18 protein-coding genes and 1 pseudogene are annotated in these 19,698 nt (G+C 63.6%); 11 read left to right on the forward strand and 8 right to left on the reverse strand.

Annotated elements, in window-relative coordinates:
- Positions 1-433 (forward strand): annotated as a pseudogene (locus ACZM96_RS02860) (hypothetical protein); the annotation flags it as partial.
- 533 nt (positions 434-966) lie between these two features.
- Positions 967-2,379, forward strand: coding sequence for an aryl-sulfate sulfotransferase (locus ACZM96_RS02865; RefSeq protein WP_489487207.1), 1,413 nt, complete (start codon positions 967-969; stop codon positions 2,377-2,379).
- A 57-nt stretch (positions 2,380-2,436) separates the two neighbouring features.
- Here ACZM96_RS02865 and ACZM96_RS02870 read toward each other — a convergent pair whose 3' ends face one another.
- On the reverse strand, positions 2,437-3,825 hold the full coding sequence (locus ACZM96_RS02870) for a sigma-54-dependent transcriptional regulator (RefSeq protein WP_489487208.1): 1,389 nt from the start codon (positions 3,823-3,825) through the stop codon (positions 2,437-2,439).
- A 322-nt stretch (positions 3,826-4,147) separates the two neighbouring features.
- Here ACZM96_RS02870 and ACZM96_RS02875 point away from each other — a divergent pair, with 322 nt between their 5' ends.
- From ACZM96_RS02875 to ACZM96_RS02895, 5 genes are all read left to right on the forward strand, one after another.
- Positions 4,148-7,045 (forward strand): hypothetical protein, encoded by a 2,898-nt coding sequence (locus ACZM96_RS02875; RefSeq protein WP_489487209.1) that lies wholly within the window; start codon positions 4,148-4,150, stop codon positions 7,043-7,045.
- A 12-nt stretch (positions 7,046-7,057) separates the two neighbouring features.
- Complete coding sequence (locus tag ACZM96_RS02880; protein ID WP_489487211.1) at positions 7,058-8,203, forward strand: putative sulfate exporter family transporter; 1,146 nt, start codon at positions 7,058-7,060, stop codon at positions 8,201-8,203.
- A 10-nt stretch (positions 8,204-8,213) separates the two neighbouring features.
- On the forward strand, positions 8,214-8,363 hold the full coding sequence (locus ACZM96_RS02885) for a hypothetical protein (RefSeq protein ID WP_346666000.1): 150 nt from the start codon (positions 8,214-8,216) through the stop codon (positions 8,361-8,363).
- Between the two features lie 140 nt (positions 8,364-8,503).
- Positions 8,504-8,704 carry a hypothetical protein gene (locus ACZM96_RS02890; protein WP_294486621.1) on the forward strand — a complete coding sequence of 67 codons (201 nt, stop codon included), beginning with the start codon at positions 8,504-8,506 and terminating at the stop codon, positions 8,702-8,704.
- 19 nt (positions 8,705-8,723) lie between these two features.
- Positions 8,724-9,020, forward strand: a complete 297-nt coding sequence (locus tag ACZM96_RS02895; RefSeq protein WP_489487213.1) for a ComEA family DNA-binding protein — start codon at positions 8,724-8,726, stop codon at positions 9,018-9,020.
- A gap of 74 nt (positions 9,021-9,094) precedes the next feature.
- Here the strand turns inward: ACZM96_RS02895 and ACZM96_RS02900 are convergent, their stop codons facing one another.
- The 7 genes from ACZM96_RS02900 to infA all read right to left on the reverse strand — a co-directional run bounded on the left by ACZM96_RS02900 (position 9,095) and on the right by infA (position 15,813).
- Complete coding sequence (locus ACZM96_RS02900; protein WP_489487215.1) at positions 9,095-9,562, reverse strand: hypothetical protein; 468 nt, start codon at positions 9,560-9,562, stop codon at positions 9,095-9,097.
- A gap of 398 nt (positions 9,563-9,960) precedes the next feature.
- Entirely contained in the window at positions 9,961-11,187 is a 1,227-nt protein-coding gene (coaBC, locus tag ACZM96_RS02905; protein ID WP_489487216.1) for a bifunctional phosphopantothenoylcysteine decarboxylase/phosphopantothenate--cysteine ligase CoaBC, read from the reverse strand.
- Between the two features lie 9 nt (positions 11,188-11,196).
- Positions 11,197-11,778, reverse strand: coding sequence for a hypothetical protein (locus ACZM96_RS02910; protein ID WP_294486632.1), 582 nt, complete (start codon positions 11,776-11,778; stop codon positions 11,197-11,199).
- 148 nt (positions 11,779-11,926) lie between these two features.
- Positions 11,927-13,852, reverse strand: a complete 1,926-nt coding sequence (locus tag ACZM96_RS02915; protein WP_489487218.1) for a DUF2207 domain-containing protein — start codon at positions 13,850-13,852, stop codon at positions 11,927-11,929.
- A gap of 334 nt (positions 13,853-14,186) precedes the next feature.
- Entirely contained in the window at positions 14,187-14,753 is a 567-nt protein-coding gene (locus ACZM96_RS02920) for a LemA family protein (RefSeq protein WP_489487219.1), read from the reverse strand.
- 339 nt (positions 14,754-15,092) lie between these two features.
- A complete protein-coding gene (locus ACZM96_RS02925) occupies positions 15,093-15,488 on the reverse strand; it encodes a DUF4911 domain-containing protein (RefSeq protein WP_489487221.1) in 396 nt (131 codons plus the stop codon).
- Between the two features lie 106 nt (positions 15,489-15,594).
- Positions 15,595-15,813, reverse strand: coding sequence for a translation initiation factor IF-1 (gene infA / locus ACZM96_RS02930; protein ID WP_077071795.1), 219 nt, complete (start codon positions 15,811-15,813; stop codon positions 15,595-15,597).
- Positions 15,814-15,981: 168 nt separating this feature from the next.
- On the opposite strand from infA, the gene ACZM96_RS02935 reads away from it, so the two are divergent.
- From ACZM96_RS02935 to nuoE, 4 genes are all read left to right on the forward strand, one after another.
- On the forward strand, positions 15,982-16,437 hold the full coding sequence (locus tag ACZM96_RS02935) for a tripartite tricarboxylate transporter TctB family protein (protein WP_294486638.1): 456 nt from the start codon (positions 15,982-15,984) through the stop codon (positions 16,435-16,437).
- A 3-nt stretch (positions 16,438-16,440) separates the two neighbouring features.
- Positions 16,441-17,829, forward strand: a complete 1,389-nt coding sequence (locus ACZM96_RS02940; protein ID WP_489487223.1) for a tripartite tricarboxylate transporter permease — start codon at positions 16,441-16,443, stop codon at positions 17,827-17,829.
- Between the two features lie 179 nt (positions 17,830-18,008).
- A complete protein-coding gene (locus tag ACZM96_RS02945; RefSeq protein ID WP_489487225.1) occupies positions 18,009-19,031 on the forward strand; it encodes a tripartite tricarboxylate transporter substrate binding protein in 1,023 nt (340 codons plus the stop codon).
- Positions 19,032-19,206: 175 nt separating this feature from the next.
- Positions 19,207-19,692, forward strand: coding sequence for an NADH-quinone oxidoreductase subunit NuoE (gene nuoE / locus ACZM96_RS02950; protein WP_294486646.1), 486 nt, complete (start codon positions 19,207-19,209; stop codon positions 19,690-19,692).
- The last annotated feature ends 6 nt before the right edge of the window (positions 19,693-19,698 follow it).

Here is a 19,698-nt window from a genome sequence, read left to right on the forward strand (position 1 = left end):
GAATCACAAGGGCATGCTCGGCCACATGGACTTCAAGTTCTTCAGCCCCTTCGTCAGCTACGCGCAGCGCCTGCCCAACGGCAACACCATGATCACGGAAGGCGACATGGCCCGCGTGTTCGAGCTCACGAGCAGCAACGAAATGGTGTGGGAATACCTGTGCCCCTACAGCTCCGAAACCATGAACATTCTGTATCGCTCCTACCGCATAGGCTATGAATGGATGCCCGGCACCACCCACGCCGAAGAAGTGGGCGTCGTTCCTCCGGACAACAATCTCTTTTATCTGCCCAACGTCAAGGGCGAATATCCCAAAACCGGCCTTGAGGGCGACGTGGTGAAGGCTTCGCTGACCGCCGCGCAGACCCAGGCCGAAGAGAGCGACGACGAAGCGTTTGAAGACGAAGCCGCAACCTCCATGCACAACTACTAAACAAGACCTCGCGTCCGGCTTTCCCCGAAGCCGGACTCCACGCCTCCCCGGAGGGCCATGCGCAGACACATCCGAGTCTTCCCGCTCTGAGCAAAGTCGCCGCGCTGACGCCTGTCCGCCGCCTTCGGGCGAGCCCCTGTCCAACGGACAGACTCTGCCCGCCCTTCTGCGAAAACATCCCGCCCGGATCCCTGCCCGGACGGGATGTTTTTTCTTCGTCGGAGAAAAATCCTTTTTGTCCTGAGGCTGCTCCGGCTTGTCGCCGCGCCCTCTTCGACCTGTCCGTGCAGCTTGCCTGCGTCCTGCGCCGCTGCATGGGATAGCCCCTGCTGAAAACGCCTGCATGAAAAACGTTTTCTCCTGCGGCTTTTCGTCTTTTCTTACGCCTCTCGTTTCTTTCACAAAAACACGGCCGCAAAGCTCTTCCCCTGCGTCCTGATTTCTGCAACACTGTGCCCGCCTCCTTCCGACGCGGACGGACCTTTCCGCACGAGGGCAGGCAGATGTTTCAACTCTTTTTCAGGATGGCACTCATGAGCAGTCTTGTATTTTCCGCACTCGCGGCCGCATCCCTTCTCGGCACGGCACTTCTGCTCTTTCCCCGCAGGGCAAAGGCCGTGGAAACCATGTCCACGCCCACCGGCGTTCTGATCTGCGACAAGGAAAAGGCCCTGGACGGCTATACGCTGATCTCCCCCATGCAGTCCACGTCCAGCTATCTTCTGGACATGGAAGGCAACATCGTACACGAATGGAAGACCGCCGGACTTCCCGGCCTCTATGCCGAACTTCTGCCGAACGGCAACCTGCTGCGCGGCATACGCTATGAAAAGAAGGTGCCCTTCGGCGGCGTGACCGGCGGACTTCAGGAAATAGACTGGGACGGAAACGTGGTGTGGGAACACCGGATATACGACGAAGGCCGGCTGAGCCACCACGCCTTCGACCGCATGCCGAACGGCAACACGCTCATCGTGGCCTGGGAACACAAGAGCTGCGAGGAGGCCGAGGCCAAAGGCCGCAAGCCGGGAACCCTGCCCCGGCCCGGCGAAGATACCGGACACAGCCCGGCCTACGACGGTCTGTGGGCCGACTACATCGTGGAAGTGAACAAGGAAGGGCGCGAAGTCTGGTCGTGGCACGCCTGGGACCACATCGGCACGGGCAAGGACGAATTCGACATCAACTACCGCCTGCCCATCAAGAACTACTACGGAGATTCCGACTGGATGCACATCAACAGCGTCCGGTACAATCCCGAAACCGACCAGATTCTCATAAGCTCCCGCAACTTCTGCGAGGCGTTCATCGTCAGTCACGACGCGGAAGGCAGGGTGCTGTGGCGCTTCGGCAACCCCGCAAGTCACGGCGAAGGGGAACGCCCCTCCTTCTGCGACGACGGCAGTCAGGTGCTCTTCGGCAATCACGACGCCACATGGCTCGGCAACGACCGCATTTCCCTGTTCGACAACGGCTGGCAGCGCCCGCAGGCCAACCGCTCCCGCGCCGTGGTCGTGGACATTCCCTCAGGCCGCATCACCTGGGAATATGCGGCCAACAATCTCAATGCCTTCTACAGCGCCTATCAGGGTTCCGCCCAGCATCTGCAGAACGGCAATGTGCTCATCACGTCCACGGCCACGGGACACATTTTCGAGGTGACGCAGGACAAGCGCGTGGTATGGGAATACATAAGCCCCTTCATGAGCAGCGGCAAAGCCAAGGCCATGCTCACGGAAGAGGACGCCACGGCCGATCCTGACGGCGTGAAGGACATCAATCTCGCCAACAACGTGGTGCACCGCGCCTTCCGCTACGCTCCGGACTATCCCGGTCTGGCAGGCAGGGATCTTTCCCGAAAGACGGAAGTGTTCCCCGGCGCGCCGAAATGGCATGAACTCTTCGCGGAAGTTTCCCGCCTCTCGTCGCCCATAAACGACCGGTAAATCTCAGGCCGTCTTTTTCTCCGGGCCTTCCGCCATGCGGCAGAGGGCCCGTTTTTTTTATCCTTTTTTGTCCATGAGGCCGAACTGCTCCAGCTTGTCGTAGAGCGTTCTCCGTCCTATGCCCAGAAGTTCCGCGGCCTGCGTCTTATTGCCGTTGCACAGGGAAAGCGCCTGCTGAAGCGCCTGAATTTCCGCGTTGCGCACCGCGTCGGACAGCGAAAGCGGCGTTTCGGACACCGCTTCGCCCGGAACAGGCGACGCGAAGACGGCGCCGTCGGCCATGGTGCCCAGCGATTCCGGCATGAGCCTGTCCCCTTCCGTCAGAAGGAAGGCGCGCTCCAGCACGTTTTCCAGCTCGCGGATGTTGCCCTTCCACGGCTGACTGTAGAGAATGTTCATGGCCGCGGGGCTTATCTGCGTCACGTTGCGGCCGTAGCGCTCATTGAAGCGGCTGATGAAAAAGCCGATGAGCGCGGCCAGATCCTCCCGGCGCTCGCGAAGCGGCGGCAAATACAGCGGAATGACGGAAAGACGATAGAAAAGATCTTCGCGGAAGCGGCCCGTCTTCACGTCCTCTTCCAGATGGCGGTGCGTGGCCGCAATGAAGCGCACGTTGATGCTCACGCTCTTGTTGCTGCCGACCGGGCGTATTTCATGCTCCTGAATGGCGCGCAGCAGCTTGGCCTGCGTGGAAGGCGAAAGCTCGCCTATTTCGTCGAGGAACACCGTGCCGCCCTGCGCTTCTTCCAGAAGGCCGCGCCGCGTGCTCACCGCGCCGGTGAAGGCCCCCTTCACGTGGCCGAAAAGCTCGCTCTCCAGCAGCGATTCCGGCAGGGCCGCGCAGTCGATGGTGAGAAAGGGCTTGTCCCGAAGAGAGCTTGCGCGATGCACGTATTCCGCAAGACGACTCTTGCCCGTGCCCGTTTCGCCGGTAATGAGAATGGGCACGCTCGTGCCCGCCACCTTGCCTATGGTCTTCAGCACCTGCTTCATGGACGGACTGTTGAAAATGAGGGAGACGGGCGTTTTTTCCCCGCCCATGTCCTGAAGCTGACTGTGCACCCGGGCGTGTTCGGCCGCCCGCTGCACCAGCGAAGCCAGTTCGGCGTTGTTCACGGGCTTGGTCAGATAGCTGTACGCACCGAGCTGCACGGCTTCCACGGCGCTCTCGATGGTGCCCACGCCCGTCATCATGATGAAGGGAATCTGCGCGTTCATGGTCCGCACGCGACGCAGCACCTCAAGTCCGCTCATGCCCGGCATGGAAAGATCGCACACCACCACGTCTATGCCGCCGGCGGCCAGTCTGGCCAGCGCCCGCTCGCCGGAAAGCGCCGTTTCCGTCTTCCAGCCCTTGCGCGAAAAAAGCAGGGCCAGAATCTCATGCCATTCGGGATCGTCGTCCACCACCAGAATCTGATAACCGCTTTTCCTGTTCTCGCTCATAGTTTCACCTTGAAGTCGCTTTTGCGGGTGAGAGTGTAACGACAAGCTCTTCTCACGTAAAGGCGAACGCAAAAACAAGGCTGCGCGAAAGCGGGCACAGCCTTGAGCTTGTGTGCAGAGCGCCGCACATGCCCTGCGCTCCAAAAGGCGGAACAGGCGGGCGCGTCATAAATAATTCACTGCAATCATTGGTCATATAACTTTTTGGAACGATTCATGCATAAGAGGAGGAAGGCAGACTCCCTTTTTCCTCTGCGGCGCGCATTTTCGCACGAAAGAGCGGTCTGCCCCTGCCAGACCATTCAACCACAAGGAAGTTGTGATGAACAAACTTCTCGTTTCCGGCGTCGCGGCGGCACTGCTCTGCCTTCTGTTCTCCGGCGCTCCGGCTGCGGAAAGTCCGCATGGCCTCGCCCCGGCAGGCGACATGCCCTTCATTCCCGATCTCGGAGGCCTGCGGCACAAGACCTTCAAGAATCAGTACGGTCAGCCGCGCAATCTTTCGGAAGCCGTGCTCGTGCGGAAAAGTTCCGTCAAGGACGGCAAGGCCTTCGTGCCCGCAGGCGGCCTCTGCTACATTTCCGAAACCGAGCAGGACGCCGCTCCCTTCAGGCGCGACCCGTTCCTTCTGCTCGGCGAGCACGCCTATCTTGTGGACCTCCGGCAGAGCGTGCGCACCGTGCGCGACGTGTCCCTGAAAAAAGGCGAAAAGACGCCGGTGGATCAGGCAGGCTACCGCCTGTGGTTCGACTACGCTACCGATCACTACGACCGGCCCTACATTCAGATGGCGCTCATCGCCCCTTCCGGGCACTGGCCCATGGAATTTTCGGTGTCGTCCAAGTTCCCGGCCATCAAGGATCTGCCCGACCGCAGCCACATGGAAGGCGACGTGGAGCAGCTCGACGAATTTTTCCTCGATCCGGTGTTTGAGTACGGCGCAAGCCGCTTCGAGGTGAAGGATCACGACTTCCAGAAGGCCACCTTCTCCTCGCTTTCCTATCCGGTCATCGAGGAGGCCACCTTCTCCCTTTCGCGGCCCGTGGTGCTCGATCTGCGCCAGGAAGAATACCGGCTCTACGGCACGAAGCGCCTCTACGCCTTCCGCGAAAGCAACGGCTTCCGCGTCCGCGTGACCGACTTCAGCGGCGACAAGGTGCTCGCCGAAAAGCTGATCCGCCCCATAAGCTCGCAGGGCTACAAGGACGAAGAGCGCGAAAAGGACGCCTACAGCCTCACCGTGCCCGGCGAAGACATGCGCATAGAAATCGCCGTGCAGCCCGAATATCTGCGCCATTCCGACTTCGTGCCGTGGTCCACGGCCGTGCCCCACGACTGGCAGGACGGCATGCTGAGCTTCGTCGTCTATCGCGACCTCGTCACCGTGAAGAACGGCGAGCCCTGGCCGCTCGACGAACGCTACACCGTTGGCCTGGAAGCGAGCCTGCTCACGGGCAAGCTCCAGCGCCTCACCCTGGAAAACGCCGCGCCCTTCACCCTTGAAGCCGGAAACGACAGCTACGACGGCCCGGTGAAATATTCCGACGTGTGGAACCGTCCGGCCTTCCGCCTGGTGGCCGACGACATGGAAGGCAACCGCGTCCGCAGCTACTACCTGCGCGACGCCTTCTTCCAGCGCACCGACAACCTGGCCTTCACCGACAAGGGCCGCCGGAACATCGACTGCTTCATCGGCCGCACGCCGACCTTCATTTCCGTGCTGGAAGACAGCTTCCTCAACCGTCTGGCCATGCCCGACTTCGGCACGGAAGTGCAGGGCTCGCACTTCACGTCGTTCCCGAGCGTCATGCCCAACATGGCCTTCCATTCGCCCGATCCCACGGCTCCCTTCGGCGGCCTCATGCGCGGCTTCGGCCGTGAGCAGGTGACCAACCGCCGCGGCGAGAAGCTCACGTCCTCCGAGGGCCTCGTCATCCGCGGCAGCTACGTGGACTGGAAGAACAACCGCATCGTCATTCCGCCCTCCGGCCTGTTCTACACCTCGCGCAACGCCCGCAACGTGCGCGCCCTGAACGGCGAAACCTTCTACATGCTCGGCCGCCGCGCCTACATGGCCACCTTTGAATCCACCACCTTCACGCGCCGCAATTTCGACATCGACTTCTGGCGCGTGCAGCCCGACGCCAGCCTGCACCCCATCTACTGGCAGGATCAGCCCCTCGGCGTGAACAACAAGGTGCTGCGCTTCACGGAAAGCCATCTGCTCGACGACCGCCCCATGGCGCAGATCAACGTGGTCAAGTATTCGGGCAACAACTTCGGCGCGCCCTTTGAACTCGCGCAGGGCCTCAGCCGGGAAAACGGCGACCGCTACTACCTGCACGACCGCTTCGCCGAAGGCGCCACCTGGATTGAGCCGGAATTCGTGGGCGAAACCTACGTGCGGGTGAAGAGCTTCGGCACGCCCGCCATTCAGAGCGTGCAGTACACCTACGAAAAGCCCGTGCGCCTGCTCCTCGCCCCCGGCGAAGAAAAGCCCGTGGGCAAGAAGCACACCCTGAAGCTTGTCGCCTTCGACGAAAAGGCCGGCACCGCTTCCGTGGAACTTCGACGCAACGACGGCTCGCTCTCCGAAACCAGAACCCTCGGCCCGCTCAACGCCGAAACCCGCGCCTTTCTGCCGCAGCATCAGCGCGTGGTGAACTCCCTGCAGTTCCAGTTCGACGAGGGCAAGGACAAGGTGCTTGCCGAAATGGACGTGAAAACGCCCTTTGAAAAGGGCAAGGCCGCCTTCTACGCCTACGTGGACCTCAAAAAGCTCGAAAGCGACACCCCCTTTGAGGGCGATCCCCGCTTCATGGTGCGCCCCGACGTGTGCGGTCACTGCTATCAGCTCAACGAAATTCTGCTGGACAATCCCGAACCCATCATTCTGGACAGGGAACATCCCCGCTTCGACGGCCCCCGCATGGCCGATGGCAAGCCGCAGTTCAGCATCGTCATCGACAGTTTCGACGGAGAAATGATCCACGCCTGGCACATCGAAACCAATTACCGCAAACGCGTGTTCAAGAGCGCCAACCTGGCCTTCCAGCCGCGCAACAACATCGACGTGCTCATGGGCGTGAACGGAACCATCGAAGGCTTCCTGCGCGCGTCGCTCATGGAACGCTCCGCCTGGCAGGAATACTGGCGCACCGGCGCGCATCCTCATCCCGAACGCGGGCTCGACGCCTGGCTCGCCCGCAAGTTCCAATAGGCAGGTACCATCATGAACATTCCCTATGAGGAGCGCCGCCGCTCTTTCCTCAGCTGCCTCTACAGCATGCAGGAATCCCTGCCCGGTCTGCTGGCCATGTTCTTCATCGCGCTGTTTTCCAACAATCTGGCGGGGAGCCCCAATCCCCTCACGCTGGAAAACCTGTTCTCCTGGCTCGACGCCGTCATCGGCCCCGTCAATCATCAGCCGCTGTTTCAGATCCTCAATTCCAATTTCGTGTGGAATCCCTTTCTGATGGGTCTTGTCATCGGCAACGTGTTCGGCGTGCCCGATTCCTGGAAGCGCGGACTTTCCTACATTCACATTCTCATGCCGCTCGGCATCATCATGCTGGCGCCGCACTTCGTGTTCAGCCACGCGGAAAAGGCGGGCATGCCCCTCATTCTGCTGGCCTTCGCCGTCATGCTGTTTACCGCCTCCATCACGCTTGTGCTCGGCAGACTCCTGCGCATGGACGACCGCCACTACTCCACCATTGCCGGCGCGCTCTCCACGGGCGATCCCCACGTGGTGGCCATTCTCATGCCCATGCTCAAGTCCAGGGGCGGACAGGTCATCAACGCGCTGGGCTGCATTCTGCTCTTCGGCCTTGTGGCCTCGTTCCTGCTGCCCCTGCTCGGCCATGCCCTCAACATGGACGACAAGGCCTTCGCCGTGCTTTCCGTGTTCGGCATAGGCAACACCGGCCAGATGTTCAACGCGGCCTTCGGCTACAGCTATGAGGCCGGTCACTGGGCCCACTACGTGGAACCTCTGCGGCACGCGCTCATGCCCGCAGGCTTTCTGTTCGTGTTCGTGGTCATGTTCGTGCGCTCCCGCATGTTCGCCGACGAACCCGGCGTCATGGCCGCCCGAGCCCACAAAAGCTTCCCGCTGTTCGTCACCGTGTTCATCATCGTCTGGATCGTGGTGCAGTTCCACGTGGTGAAGGAGCCCGCCCACCTCGCCGTTTTTGAACTGGTGAAGTGGGACTTCTCCCTCGCCGCAGCCGCCCTCGGCCTCTCCCTTTCCCTGCGCGACATCGCGCAGTGGGGCTTCAAGGGCCTGGCGCTCGCGTTTGCCGCGGGCATTCTGCGCATCGCCGTTCTCGTCATCTGCCTGCTGGCCGCGGCCAGTCTCAAGTTCCCGCTCATCTAAGGAGGCAAGCATGCGCCATTCCCACACCACCGACGAAGAAGGCTTCGACTTCATGGACAATTCCGGCGAGGAAGAACATGATCGCGACATGGTGGGCATACTGCTTGCCGTGCTCTTCATCGCGCTCGCGGTGATCTTCCAGCGCGCAGGACTGCTCTAACGCCGACAGCAGCGCTTCCGGCGCCTCCGCGTCGGAAGCTCCTCTTCCCGTCCGGCGCATCCCCGGCCGGACGGGGCAGTTCCGAACCTTCCGTCAACGCCGCGCCCGGCATCTTTCCGGGCCATTTTCAAGGAGCCGTCATGACCGGCATTACGTTTTATCTTCAAATACTGTTCGCCCTGCTGCTCTTCTGGGCCACGGCAACGGCCATCTACATGGGCATATTCCACGCCCACGCCTCCCGCAGCCTCGGGCGCAGGCACGCGTGCCTTGCCGTCTCTTCGCTGCTGTCCTTCGCCGTCTGTTTTCTCATGTATTCCTGGTCCTATCTCAGCTGGTAACACGCAAAGGAGATCCATAATGAAACGCTCCCTCATTTCCGCCCTGGCTCTGGCCCTCTGCCTTGTCTTCGCCTCCGCCGCCTCCGCCGAAGAGAACGGCCTCAACGTCAACACCGCCACGCAGCAGGAACTCGCCGCCGTGCCCGGTCTCAACGCCGATCTGGCCAAGGCTATCGTGCAGTATCGCGAAGAAATGGGCGACTTCATGTCCATCGACGAGCTCGCCGACGTGCCCGGCATGGACAAGGAAGCCCTTGACGCGGCAAAACAGGTGCTGCGCGTGGACGCCATTTCCGGCGCCGAATGCAACTGCTGATCGCCCGAACGACACGAAAAAAAGCCTTCCCCGTATCTGACGGAGAAGGCTTTTTTTTGCTTTATGCGAATACGTTACGCCTGCGGCCTGCCGCAGAAGCGCAGCAGCCGGGAAAGAAAGGCCAGCGCCTGCTTGAACGACGCCTCGTCGGCAGCGAGGGACTGCGGGCGGGGGAGCTGAATGACCAGTCTGCCGAACACGCGCTCCTGACAGAAGGGAAGCAGCGTCTTCGGCATGGAGAGCGCGTCTCTCGCGTCGGAGCCGAAAAGCAGCAGCACGCGCGGATTGAGCAGCTTCACCCCGGACCAGAACAGCGGGGCTCCGGCTTCCGGCTCTCCGGCAAGACCGCAGGGCCAGAACACGTGAGTTCCGCCCGGATGCCGAAGTTCCATGAGCATGCGCACGATGACCTTGCGGCGCACGTCGTCGGGCCTGCCGGTGAGATCCTCGTCGAGCCCGGCGTAGGTCCAGAGCACCAGAGGATGCGGCGGCAGCGGGCGACGATTTTTGAACACCTGCCAGCGTTCAGGCCACGCCTCCACGGGAAGCGCGCCCGGCGTGGCAAGAAGGGAGGAGCGCCCGGGAGAAGACGCCCGTTCCGGCGCAGCTGCGCCAGGCCTGGCGTTCGGCGCGGCGCTTTCCGCGTCACGCCTGGGACGATTCGCCTGCGACGGAGCAGCGGAAGAAGGCGCGGCCTCGCGGGGAGCAGGCCGGGCCGCTCCGGCGCTTCGCCCATCCTTTGCGCGCGAAAAATCCCCGGGCCGGAACGTTCCGCTCTTTGGTGCGGAAACGCCGGTCGTGGGCGAAAGAGCGTCTTCCGAGCACTGCGCCGACGAGTCTCCCATCGCACCGCGCAGTTCAGCCGCGCGCTGCTCGCTCTCGACAAGCAGCACGGACAAACCCGCCTTGAGCCACGGGCGAACTATGGCGGATCGAACCCTCATACGAACAGCGTACGCACCCAGTCTATGATCTTCCAGGCCACCTGCGGCTTGGGCATGTCGGGCCACACTTCGTCGCGGCCCTGCGCGTCGGCCACATACACGCGGTTGGCCGCGCGGCCGAAGCCGTCGGAAATGCGGTTGCCCACAATGACGTCGGCTCCCTTGGTGTCCAGCTTGTGATGCACGGCCACGCCGAGCGCGTCCATGTCGGGCACGCTTTCGGCGGCAAAGCCCACCACCACCTGACCTTCCGAGCGCTCCTCGGCGAGGGTGCGCAGAATGTCGGCGTTCGGCAGGAACGAAAGACTGAAGCCGTCCCCGGCCCTGTCCTTCTTGAACTTGCCCGGGCCGTGCGGTTCCGGACGAAAATCCGCCACCGCGGCGGTGAACACGCCCGCGTCGGCCGAGGGCCAAAGCTGCTGCGCCTTTTCCAGCATCTGCGCCGCGCTCGTCACGTCGTGGCGGTGGAAGGCCGGATCATTGGGCATCCACAGATCCACAGGGCCGCACACGGCATGCACTTCCGCGCCGCGCAGCCACGCCGCCACGGCAATGGACGCGCCCATGACGCCCGTGGAACCGTTGGTCCAGAAGCGCACGTCGTCCCAGGTTTCGCGCGTGGGGCCGAGCGTGAGCATGACGGTTCTGCCTTCCATGTCCTGCGGGGTCAGCGCCTTGAGTCCGGCAAGGTAGATCATGCGCAGATCGGCAAGACGCCCCTGCCCCTCGTCGTGACAGGCCACCACGCCGCAGTCCGGCCCCACAAAGGTGAAGCCGCGCTCGCGCAGCGTTTCCACGTTGGCCTGCGTGGCCGGATTGCGCCACATGCGCGGATTCATGGCCGGAGCCACCACCACGGGGCCGTCGAAGGCAAGAGCCTGCGCGGAGAGCATGTCGTCCGCCAGGCCGTGTGCCAGACGGGCCAGCATGTCGGCCGAGGCCGGAGCAATGACCATGGCGTGGGCGATCTGCCCCGGCTCCAGATGCTCGAACGGCTCGTCGCCGCCGAACATGTCGCCATACACCGGCGATGCGCCGAGGGCCTTGAACGTGAGCGGCGTGATGAACTTCTGGGCGGCGGCGGTGAGCGTGGCGCTCACGCCCGCGCCCGTGTCCTGCCAGCGATGCACCAGCTCGGCCGCGCGAAAGGCGGCCACGGAGCCGCAGACGCCGAGGTGCAGCCTCTTGTCCGCGAAGCGCTTGAACAGCAGATGCTTTTCCATGCAAGAATCCTATTCGGAAAGTTTGGTCACCTGACCGGAACCGCCGTAGGTCGTTCCGGAGTAGGTTGCCGGGCCGGAATACGAGGATCCCGAAGAAACGCCGGAAGACGAGGACATGCCGCTGTTCACGCTGTTGTGGACCTCGGGCACGAGGCTCAGGATGTCCACGTTCACGCCGTTGACCACCCACACGTCCATGGAAGTGGTCATCACGCCCTCGCGGTAGAAGATGGCGGCGTAATGCGGCGACTTTTCATAGAGCTGCACGGAACGCACGCCCACGCTGGAGCCGCGCAGCTGCCAGCCCTGACGGGCCATGTTCTGCATCATGACGTTGGCCAGCGAGGTTCCGTCCACGCGGCCGCTGAAGGATTCCAGACCGAACTTGCTGCCGTCGGGCCCCACGGTGACCAGCGTTTCGGAAGGAATGGTGCTCATGGGCGCGGGAATGGGCACGTCGCGGAACTGGGAAATATAGGTTTCCGTGATGCTGGGCTGTTCAAAGGGGTTGCTGATGGTGGAAGACATGCCGGAACAGCCGGTGAGCATGAGAGCGGCGGCCAGTCCGGCAAACATCGTGCGAGCATTCATGAACGTTACCTCCGAAAGGGGGGAAAATGACTTCGCGGGAAAACAGGGCCGGGAAAAAACGGCCTGTTTTCTCCGTCTTATGTCCATAGTTACCCTATGCCAAAAAAGGGGGATGTGCAAACGCCGATGCGGCCGCCCGGGCGGGGAATCAGCATCCGCCGCCACCGCCGCCACCGCCTCCGCTGCCCGCGCCTCCGCCGTCGCCGCCGAAGGAGCTCGACGAGGATGCGGCCGACGCCTGCGCCCCCGCGTAGGAGCCTATGCTGCCTTCCGCCGCCGAGGCAAAGGCTCCCGCAAGCGCGGGCGTCAGTTCCTGCCCGCCGGAAAGAGCCGCCGCGCCGAGCGCGCCGGAAAAATGCGCGCCCCAGGCCTGTTCGAGTCCGAGGGCCACGGCGTAGGGCAGAAGCTCCCGATAGTGCTCAAGCGTGCGCTCCGGGGGATTCAGCGCATTCAGGGCCGGGCCTTCGGCCATACGCATGTAAAGTTCCAGCCCCTCTATCTGATCGAGCAGGGCGCGCGCCTCCCGGGTGGGCCTGTCCATGATGAAGGAAAAGCCGAAGGGAATGAGCACGGCGAGCGCGGCAAGCGCGGTGGAGGCCGGAGAAAGCAGCGCTGCCGCGTCCCGGAACACGGCAAAAAGCACGGCCAGCGAGATGCCGAGCATGGCGACAATCATGACGAGCGCGCACACGACAAAGCCCCGGCTCCCCGACTTCAGACGCGACACGATGAGCCGTATCATCTGCTGCACAAAGAAGAACGCGAAAAGCTGAAAGCCCAGCGCCGGAACAACGCCGTGGGGAAGCGCGCCCCCCGTGACCCATCCCGTCACGGCCACAAGGCCGATCAGCGCGGCGGCCATGCCGAGAAACATCCACACCGAGCCGAACAGCCCGTTCATGAAGCCGCCGCCCGCGCCCTTCCACATGCTGCCGTAGTCGCGGCGAAGCTGCGCCGTCATGGCCCGCTGCATGCCGTAGAGCGTTTTGCCGTGCGCGGCATCCACCCTCACGGATTCCCGGCCCATCGCCTTCAAAATGCGCTCCTCTTCGGCAAACGGCGAACTGCCCCGGCCGGGCTCCAGTACGAAGCCTTCCTTCGCGTTGCCCAGGATACGGCAACATCCGCGCCCGGCAAGCGAAATCACGGCCGCGCCGAAGCATGCGGGCGTCACACGGTTCTTGTGGAAGACGTAGCCCGCCGCCGCAGGCGACACGGGCATGTCCCTCTCGCCGCTTTTTCCGTTGCCGCTGCGCAGCACCGGCGGATGAAAAAGAGGCACAATGACGCCCTTGCGCGGATCCCTGCCAGTAAAGAACCAGGCGAGGAAAAAGTAGAGGAAAAGCGCCGCGTCCAGCACGGCATACGCCATCGCGCCGGACAGAGAACCGACGGCGGCCCCGCCGGCAGGCGCGACAAAGCCCTTGCCCCAGCCCGCGGCCACGGTGAAGTCCTCGCCGGGCTGCACGGCCCGCTGCGCGTCAAAGCGCATGACAAGGCGCTGCTGCTGCACCTCGTACCTCATGCTCACCGGAGAATTTTTGCTGCCCGCCCTGCCGATCCAGGCCCGCTGACCGAAAAACGGCGCGCCCGCCGGACAGCGCACGACGCACGAAGCCTGCTCCACGGGCGCTTCCCAGCCGCTGCCCGTGACGTTCCAGGTCAGCTCGTCGTTGTCCTCAAAAAGTCCGACCTGACCGGTCATGCGGTAGGAGAGAAAAAATTCATGCCGTCCCGGGGAGAGCAGCCGATCCTTGTCGCGCTGATACACCCGCACAAGACCGGGGCTGCGGCGCACGTCGTCGGCGGAAAGCGGACGCCCGTCGAGACTCACGGCCAGCACCTCCATGAAGGCGGGCTGCCGCGGCCAGCGCGTCGCCACGGGAATGTCCCGGAAGATGCCGTGAAACTCGCCCTCGGCGGGAATCTCCACCGTCAGCGTCTCGTTCACCACGATGTCGCCGTTGCCCGCCACGTCCACAAGCGCGTCGAACTGCCGCACGCGCACGGGCGCGGCCAGTGCGTCCGCCGCCATGAGCAGACAGATGATCGCCGCCAGAATCCACCGCTTCATGCCCATCCTCCCGGAGAACCGCATTTTTCAAAAGAGCCCAAGAGCCCGCAGTCAGGCGCAAAAGAGCGCAGGGGGCGCTTCCCGCCGACCTTCCTCGACGCCGAAGTTCGACGCCGCATTGCCGCCCCCGCAGACGCTCATGCCTCCCCACGGCCCCGACAGGCGCTTCGCCGCAATTCAGCTGCCCGCAGCGCGGCGCGACGCCGCGGCACAGGGCCCGGCGCAGAACAGAGGGCCGAACATCCGCCGGGCGCGAAACCAACTTCCGCCGCCCTGACGAATGACCCGCGGCAGGTCAGAGTGCAGGCGCTGCGCCTGTTCTTTTCCCCCGCATCTACGCGACGGGGAATCCCTTGGGCGCGGCGGCTTCTTCCTCGCCGGAGAGCTCGAAATATTCCATTTTTTTGAAACCGAACCATCCGGCGACCACGTTGCTCGGAAACTGCATGACGCGGTTGTTCTGCTCGCGCACCGTGCCGTTGTAGTAGCGGCGGGACATCTGAATGTCGTTTTCCAGTTCCGTGAGGGAGTGCTGAAGCTGAAGAAAATTCTCGTTGGCCTTGAGGTCGGGGTAGGCTTCCGCCACGGCCAGCAGACGGCCGAGCGCAAGGCTGAGGCCCTTTTCCGCCTCGCCCACGGCGCGCGCGTCGCCTCCGGCAGCCTTCATACCCGCCTCTCTGGCTCCGGCCACGGCGGACAGCACGTCCTTTTCATGCACGGCGTAGCCCTGCACCACGCTGATGAGCGCGGGCACCAGATCGTGCCTGCGGCGCAGCTGCACGCTGATGCCGCTCCACGCCTCCTCGGCAAGATTCCGCCCCCGGACGAGCGCGTTGTAAAGAAGCATGAGCGCCACGCCCAGCACCACAAGAACGGCAAGAACAACGCCCGCAACAAGCATGGGAGACTCCTTTTTCCGACAGGAAAAGGCTGAGGTTCACGGCAGCATTAAAACAGGAGAAGAGGCGCAGAGCAAGCGGAACGCGTCCGACACGAACATCGCACAAAACACCGCCGCGGCGCGTTTTCAGCCACGCAACGCGAGCCTTTTGCAGCAAACGCACTGCACGCCGTCAAAAAAAACGGCGACGCATTCCAGGTTCAGGACGCGACGCCGAAGTTTCACAACAATTTCTTGGCAACGGACGACAGACAAGACAAAGCGGCAAGGCGCGGCAGGCTCTTTCAGGCAACAGCGGCCCGACATCGCAAAAAACGCCGGAACGAGGCGACGCAGCCTTCACCCCACGGACGAAGGCTTTGCAGAAAAAGCGTCGGGTTCCGAGGATTCCGACTCCGGCGAGGGCGCTGCGCCTTCCGGCGACGCCGCACGGGCCGGGGAATTTTCGTTCCCGGAAGAGTCCCGGCAGGCCGACGCGGCTCCGTACTCCGCAAGATTCTGATGGTCCGGCGCAGCGGGCGTCTTCACGGGCCAGCGGCGCACCTCGAAGGGCACGGTTTTGCGCATGCTCTCAAGCAGTGCCTCAAGCTCCTCCCGCTGATGCGGAGAAAACAGCAGCTTGAACAGGGCCGCACGGGGATCAAGCACCGTGAGCATGGCCAGATGCCCGCCCCCGCCTTCCAGAAGATAACGAAAAAGACCCGTATCACGAGGAGCGATACGGATCAGCAGCATCTCGGATGCGCCGGCTGCAGGAAGCCGGACGGGCTTGCGCCGCCTTGCGCCCTTCCCGGACTCGGGACGGGCTCCCCCGGACGAGGGAATGGCGAGCGGCTCCATCTTACTTCATGCGGTAGGTAATGCGTCCGCGGGTGAGATCGTAGGGCGAAAGCTCGACCTTCACGCGGTCGCCGGGCAGAATGCGGATATAAAACTTGCGCATCTTGCCGGAAATATGGGAAAGCACTTCGTGGCCGTTTTCCAGCTTCACGCGGAACATGGCATTGGGAAGGGCTTCTTCCACGATGCCGTCCACTTCAATGGCGTCTTCTTTAGGCATGGTTCCTCCAAAAAAAACTATCGAGACACCTTCCCCGAATATGCCGCCGCTGTCAAGGGAAAGTCCCCCTCCGCGCCCCGGTTTCCGCGGCGTTGCCCATCTTTTTCTTCTGTCCTATACTCGGCCCGGCCCGCAGGGGCCGTCATTCTTCCCGTTTCGAGGTCTCCCATGCGTCTGCCCCGCGCCGCCCTGCGGCGTCACGCCCTGCGCGTTCTGCTCGCGCTTGCCGCCGTCGCGATTGTTGCGGCCGCACCGCCCGCGCTTTCCGCCGGACTCCCCGGCCCCGGCATCTGGCCGCGCGCCGTCGGCGCGGGACTTTTTGTCGGCGCACTGCTTCTGCCCCCCGCATCCGCCGCCAAAGAGCGGCCCTCCCGCAAGGCCCTGCGCGAAGCGGGCGGTCTGCTCTTCTCCTGCCTGCTCTGGATGCTGCTTGTCCATGCCGCAGGCTGGCTTCCTGCCACCTTTTTCGCCGCGCTCTGCGCCTGCCGCTTCGGCGGCTGTTCCCGCAACGAATCCCTCGCGCTCGCCCTGCTGCTGTGCCTCGCGCTCTGGCTCGGCATGGAAAAGCTGCTGGCCTGGCCGCTGCCGCAAGGCGCGCTCTTCTCCTTCGCACCCGGAGCGTAGGCCGTGGACGCCTCCTTTTTCGACCCTTCCCTGCTTTCCGGCATGGGCGCGGCGCTCTCCGCCCTCTGCTCCCTCAAGCTGTGGCTGCTCGTGCTTGCGGGCGTGTTTCTCGGCATGACCGTGGGCGTGCTGCCGGGCTTCGGCCCGCCCGCGGCCATGGCCCTGCTCTTTCCCCTCGTCTATGTGCTCGAACCTCTGCCTGCCGTCTCCCTGCTCTCCGGCATTTTTTACGGCGCCAAGTACGGCGGAGCCGTCACATCCATATTAATGGGCATTCCCGGCGAGGCCGACGCCGTGGCAACCCTCTTTGAAGGCCATCCGCTGGCCCTCGGCGGCAAGGCCCGGCAGGCCCTCGCCACGGCCACGCTCGCTTCCTTCACCGGCGGCATGTTCGCCTCGCTCGCCATGCTGCTGCTCGCCCCCGTGCTCTCCGGCGCGGCGCTCTTCTTCGGCCCCGCCGGACGGGCGGCCGTCATGGCCTGCGCACTGCTGCTCGTCGCCTTCACCAGCCCCGGCGGGGTACGCCGCAGCCTGTGCATGATCTTCCTCGGTCTCGCCCTCGCCCTGCCGGGCATGGATCCCGTGTACGGCGCAGAGCGGCTGACCTTCGGCGCGTGGCGGCTCTCCGAAGGCGTGGAGCTGACATCGCTGCTGCTCGGCCTGTTCGGCCTCGGCGACCTGTTCAACGCCCTGCTCTCCGGCCCGGAAAAAATCCGCGCCGCCGCGCCGGACGCCGTGCCCTGCCTGCGCCGCCTCTCCACGGCCCTGGCCACCCTTCGCGGCAGCGTTCTCGGATTTCTCACGGGCCTTGTTCCCTGCGGCGCGGGCGTCACCGCAAGCTTTGCCTCCCACGCGCTGGAAAAACGCCTCAGCAATCATCCTGAACAGTTCGGAAAAGGCGCCTGGGAAGGCCTCGCCGGGCCCGAAGCCTCCAACAACGCCGCGGCCATGGCCTCGTTTGCGCCGCTTCTGCTCATGGGCCTGCCCACCAATCCCATCATGGCCGCCATGCTCGGCGCGCTCACCGTCGTGGGCGTCACCCCCGGCCCCTCCCTGCCCGAAGATCAGCCGGACTTCTACTGGGGGCTCATGTTCTGCCTCATCGCGGGCAACGTCATTCTGCTCGTGCTCGGCCTGACCCTTTCAGGCTTCTGGGCAAGGCTCGCTCGCCTTCCCTTCCGGCTGCTCTGGCCCGTCATCTGCCTGCTCTGCCTCGCCGGATCCTACGTGGGAGCCGACGGCATGTCCGGCCCGGCGCAGTGCGTGCTCTTCGGGCTGCTCGCCGTGGTACTCAGGCGCTGCGGCTGTTCGCCCGCGCCCCTCGTGCTCGCCTTCGTGCTCGGCCCGAGACTGGAAACCCATCTCTTGCAGACGCTGCTTTCCTTCTGGTAGGAATCAGGCCTTCTTTTCGCCTTTTCTGTCATTTTTTATAAAACTGATTGAACGCTCAAAGAAGACCGGCTTGCAAATAACTCACGATTATAATACGTTACCACGATATATCCGACGCTCTTATGTGAAAAAATTTTTTATGCTTGCCGATTTCATTTTTACCTGTAGAGATATGCACCATGAAATGGCGTATTCCATACCTCGGCCTTGCCGCCCTCTCTCTTCTGCTTCTCTCTCCAGTTTCCGTTCCGCAGGCCCGCGCCGCAGACGGCCCCATTCAGCTGTCCATTGCCTTCAGCCCGGGCGGAGCCCTCGACGCCGCAGCCCGCGTGCTCGCCCATGACGCCGAAGCCGTTCTGGGAAAAAACATCGTTCCCCGGAACACGCCGAGCGGCGGCGGCATGACCGCCGTGGCCAGACTGGCACAAGACAAGGCCGACGGCTCCCGCCTCGCCGCCTGCGTGACCAACGCGCTCATTTTCATTCCCACCGTCAACAACGCGCCCTACGATCCGCTCAAGGACGTGGAGCCTCTGCTCATTTTCGGACAGGCCTCCCCCGTGCTGGTGACGCGCCCCGGCGCGCCCTGGAAGACGCTGGACGACTTTCTTGCCGCCACGCGCCAGGCCTCCGGCGAAATGCGCATCGGCGTTCCCGGTCTGGGCACTCCCTCCCACGTCGCCCTTGCCGCCATATCCGCCAAAGATCCCTCGCTCAAGTGGCGCTTCGTGCCCTTCGGCGGGCCCGGCGAAGCCGAAGCCGCCCTGCTCGGCGGCCACGTGGACGCCGCCGCGAGCGGCGCGCTGCCCCGCGTGAAGAACGGTCAGCTTCTTCCGCTCATGGTTCTCGCAGGCGCGAGACTCCCCGCGCTGCCGGGCGTGCCCTCCCTGAGCGACAAGGGCTTTGCCGATCCCGGACGCGGCGACTCCTCCTTCATTCTTCTCGCGCCGGCCGGCGTGCCGCCGCAGACTCTGGACGAACTTTCCCTCGCCTTTCAGAAGGCCGCCGAAACCGGCAAACTTGCCAAGACACTGGAAGGCTTTTCCGCCTCTCCCGTGCTTTTGAACCGGCAGGAAGCGAAAGCCTTTCTCAAGGACGCCTGGGCACAGGAAAAAGACATTCTCAAAGCGGCGGGCATTGCCGACAGGTCCGCCGCCTCCCCCGACCAGGGGAAAAGCCGGACATCCTCCGCAGGAGAATGATTCCGGCCGGCGGAAAACAGCCGTCCCGGACAGGAGGGACGACGCACTTTTTCCGCTGCGGGCGCCTCGCCGAACGCGCCGCGCCCCACCCGCAAACGTCCCGCAGGGGACACGGAACGCCCTGACCGCCGCCGCAGGCCGGTCAGAGCCAGGATTGTACCAGGAGGATATCCACATGTCTTGCAACTGCACGGCCAGCCCCATTGACCTTGCTCCTCTCATGGACATTCTGAAACCCTACAAGCAGAACCCGAAAGGCGCGCTCATTCCCGTTCTGCAGCAGGCCCAGGATGTTTACGGCTATCTGCCGCAGGAAGTGCTCGAAACCATCGCCTCGGAGCTGAACGTTCCGGTGGCGGAAGTGTTCGGCGTAGTCACGTTCTACGCACAGTTCCACCTCAATCCGCGCGGCAAGAACATCGTCCGCGTCTGTCAGGGCACAGCCTGTCACGTTCGCGGCGGGGCCGCCATTCTTGAAGCGGTGAGCCATCACCTCGACATCAAGCCCGGCGAAACCACCAAGGATCTCAACTTCACGCTGGAAACCGTGGCCTGCCTCGGCGCCTGCGGTCTGGCTCCGGTCATGATGGTGAACGAGAACACCCACGGCCGCCTGACCCCCGACGACATCCCCGGCATTCTCGACAGCTACCTGGCATAAAGGAGA

This window comes from Mailhella sp. (assembly GCF_057866825.1).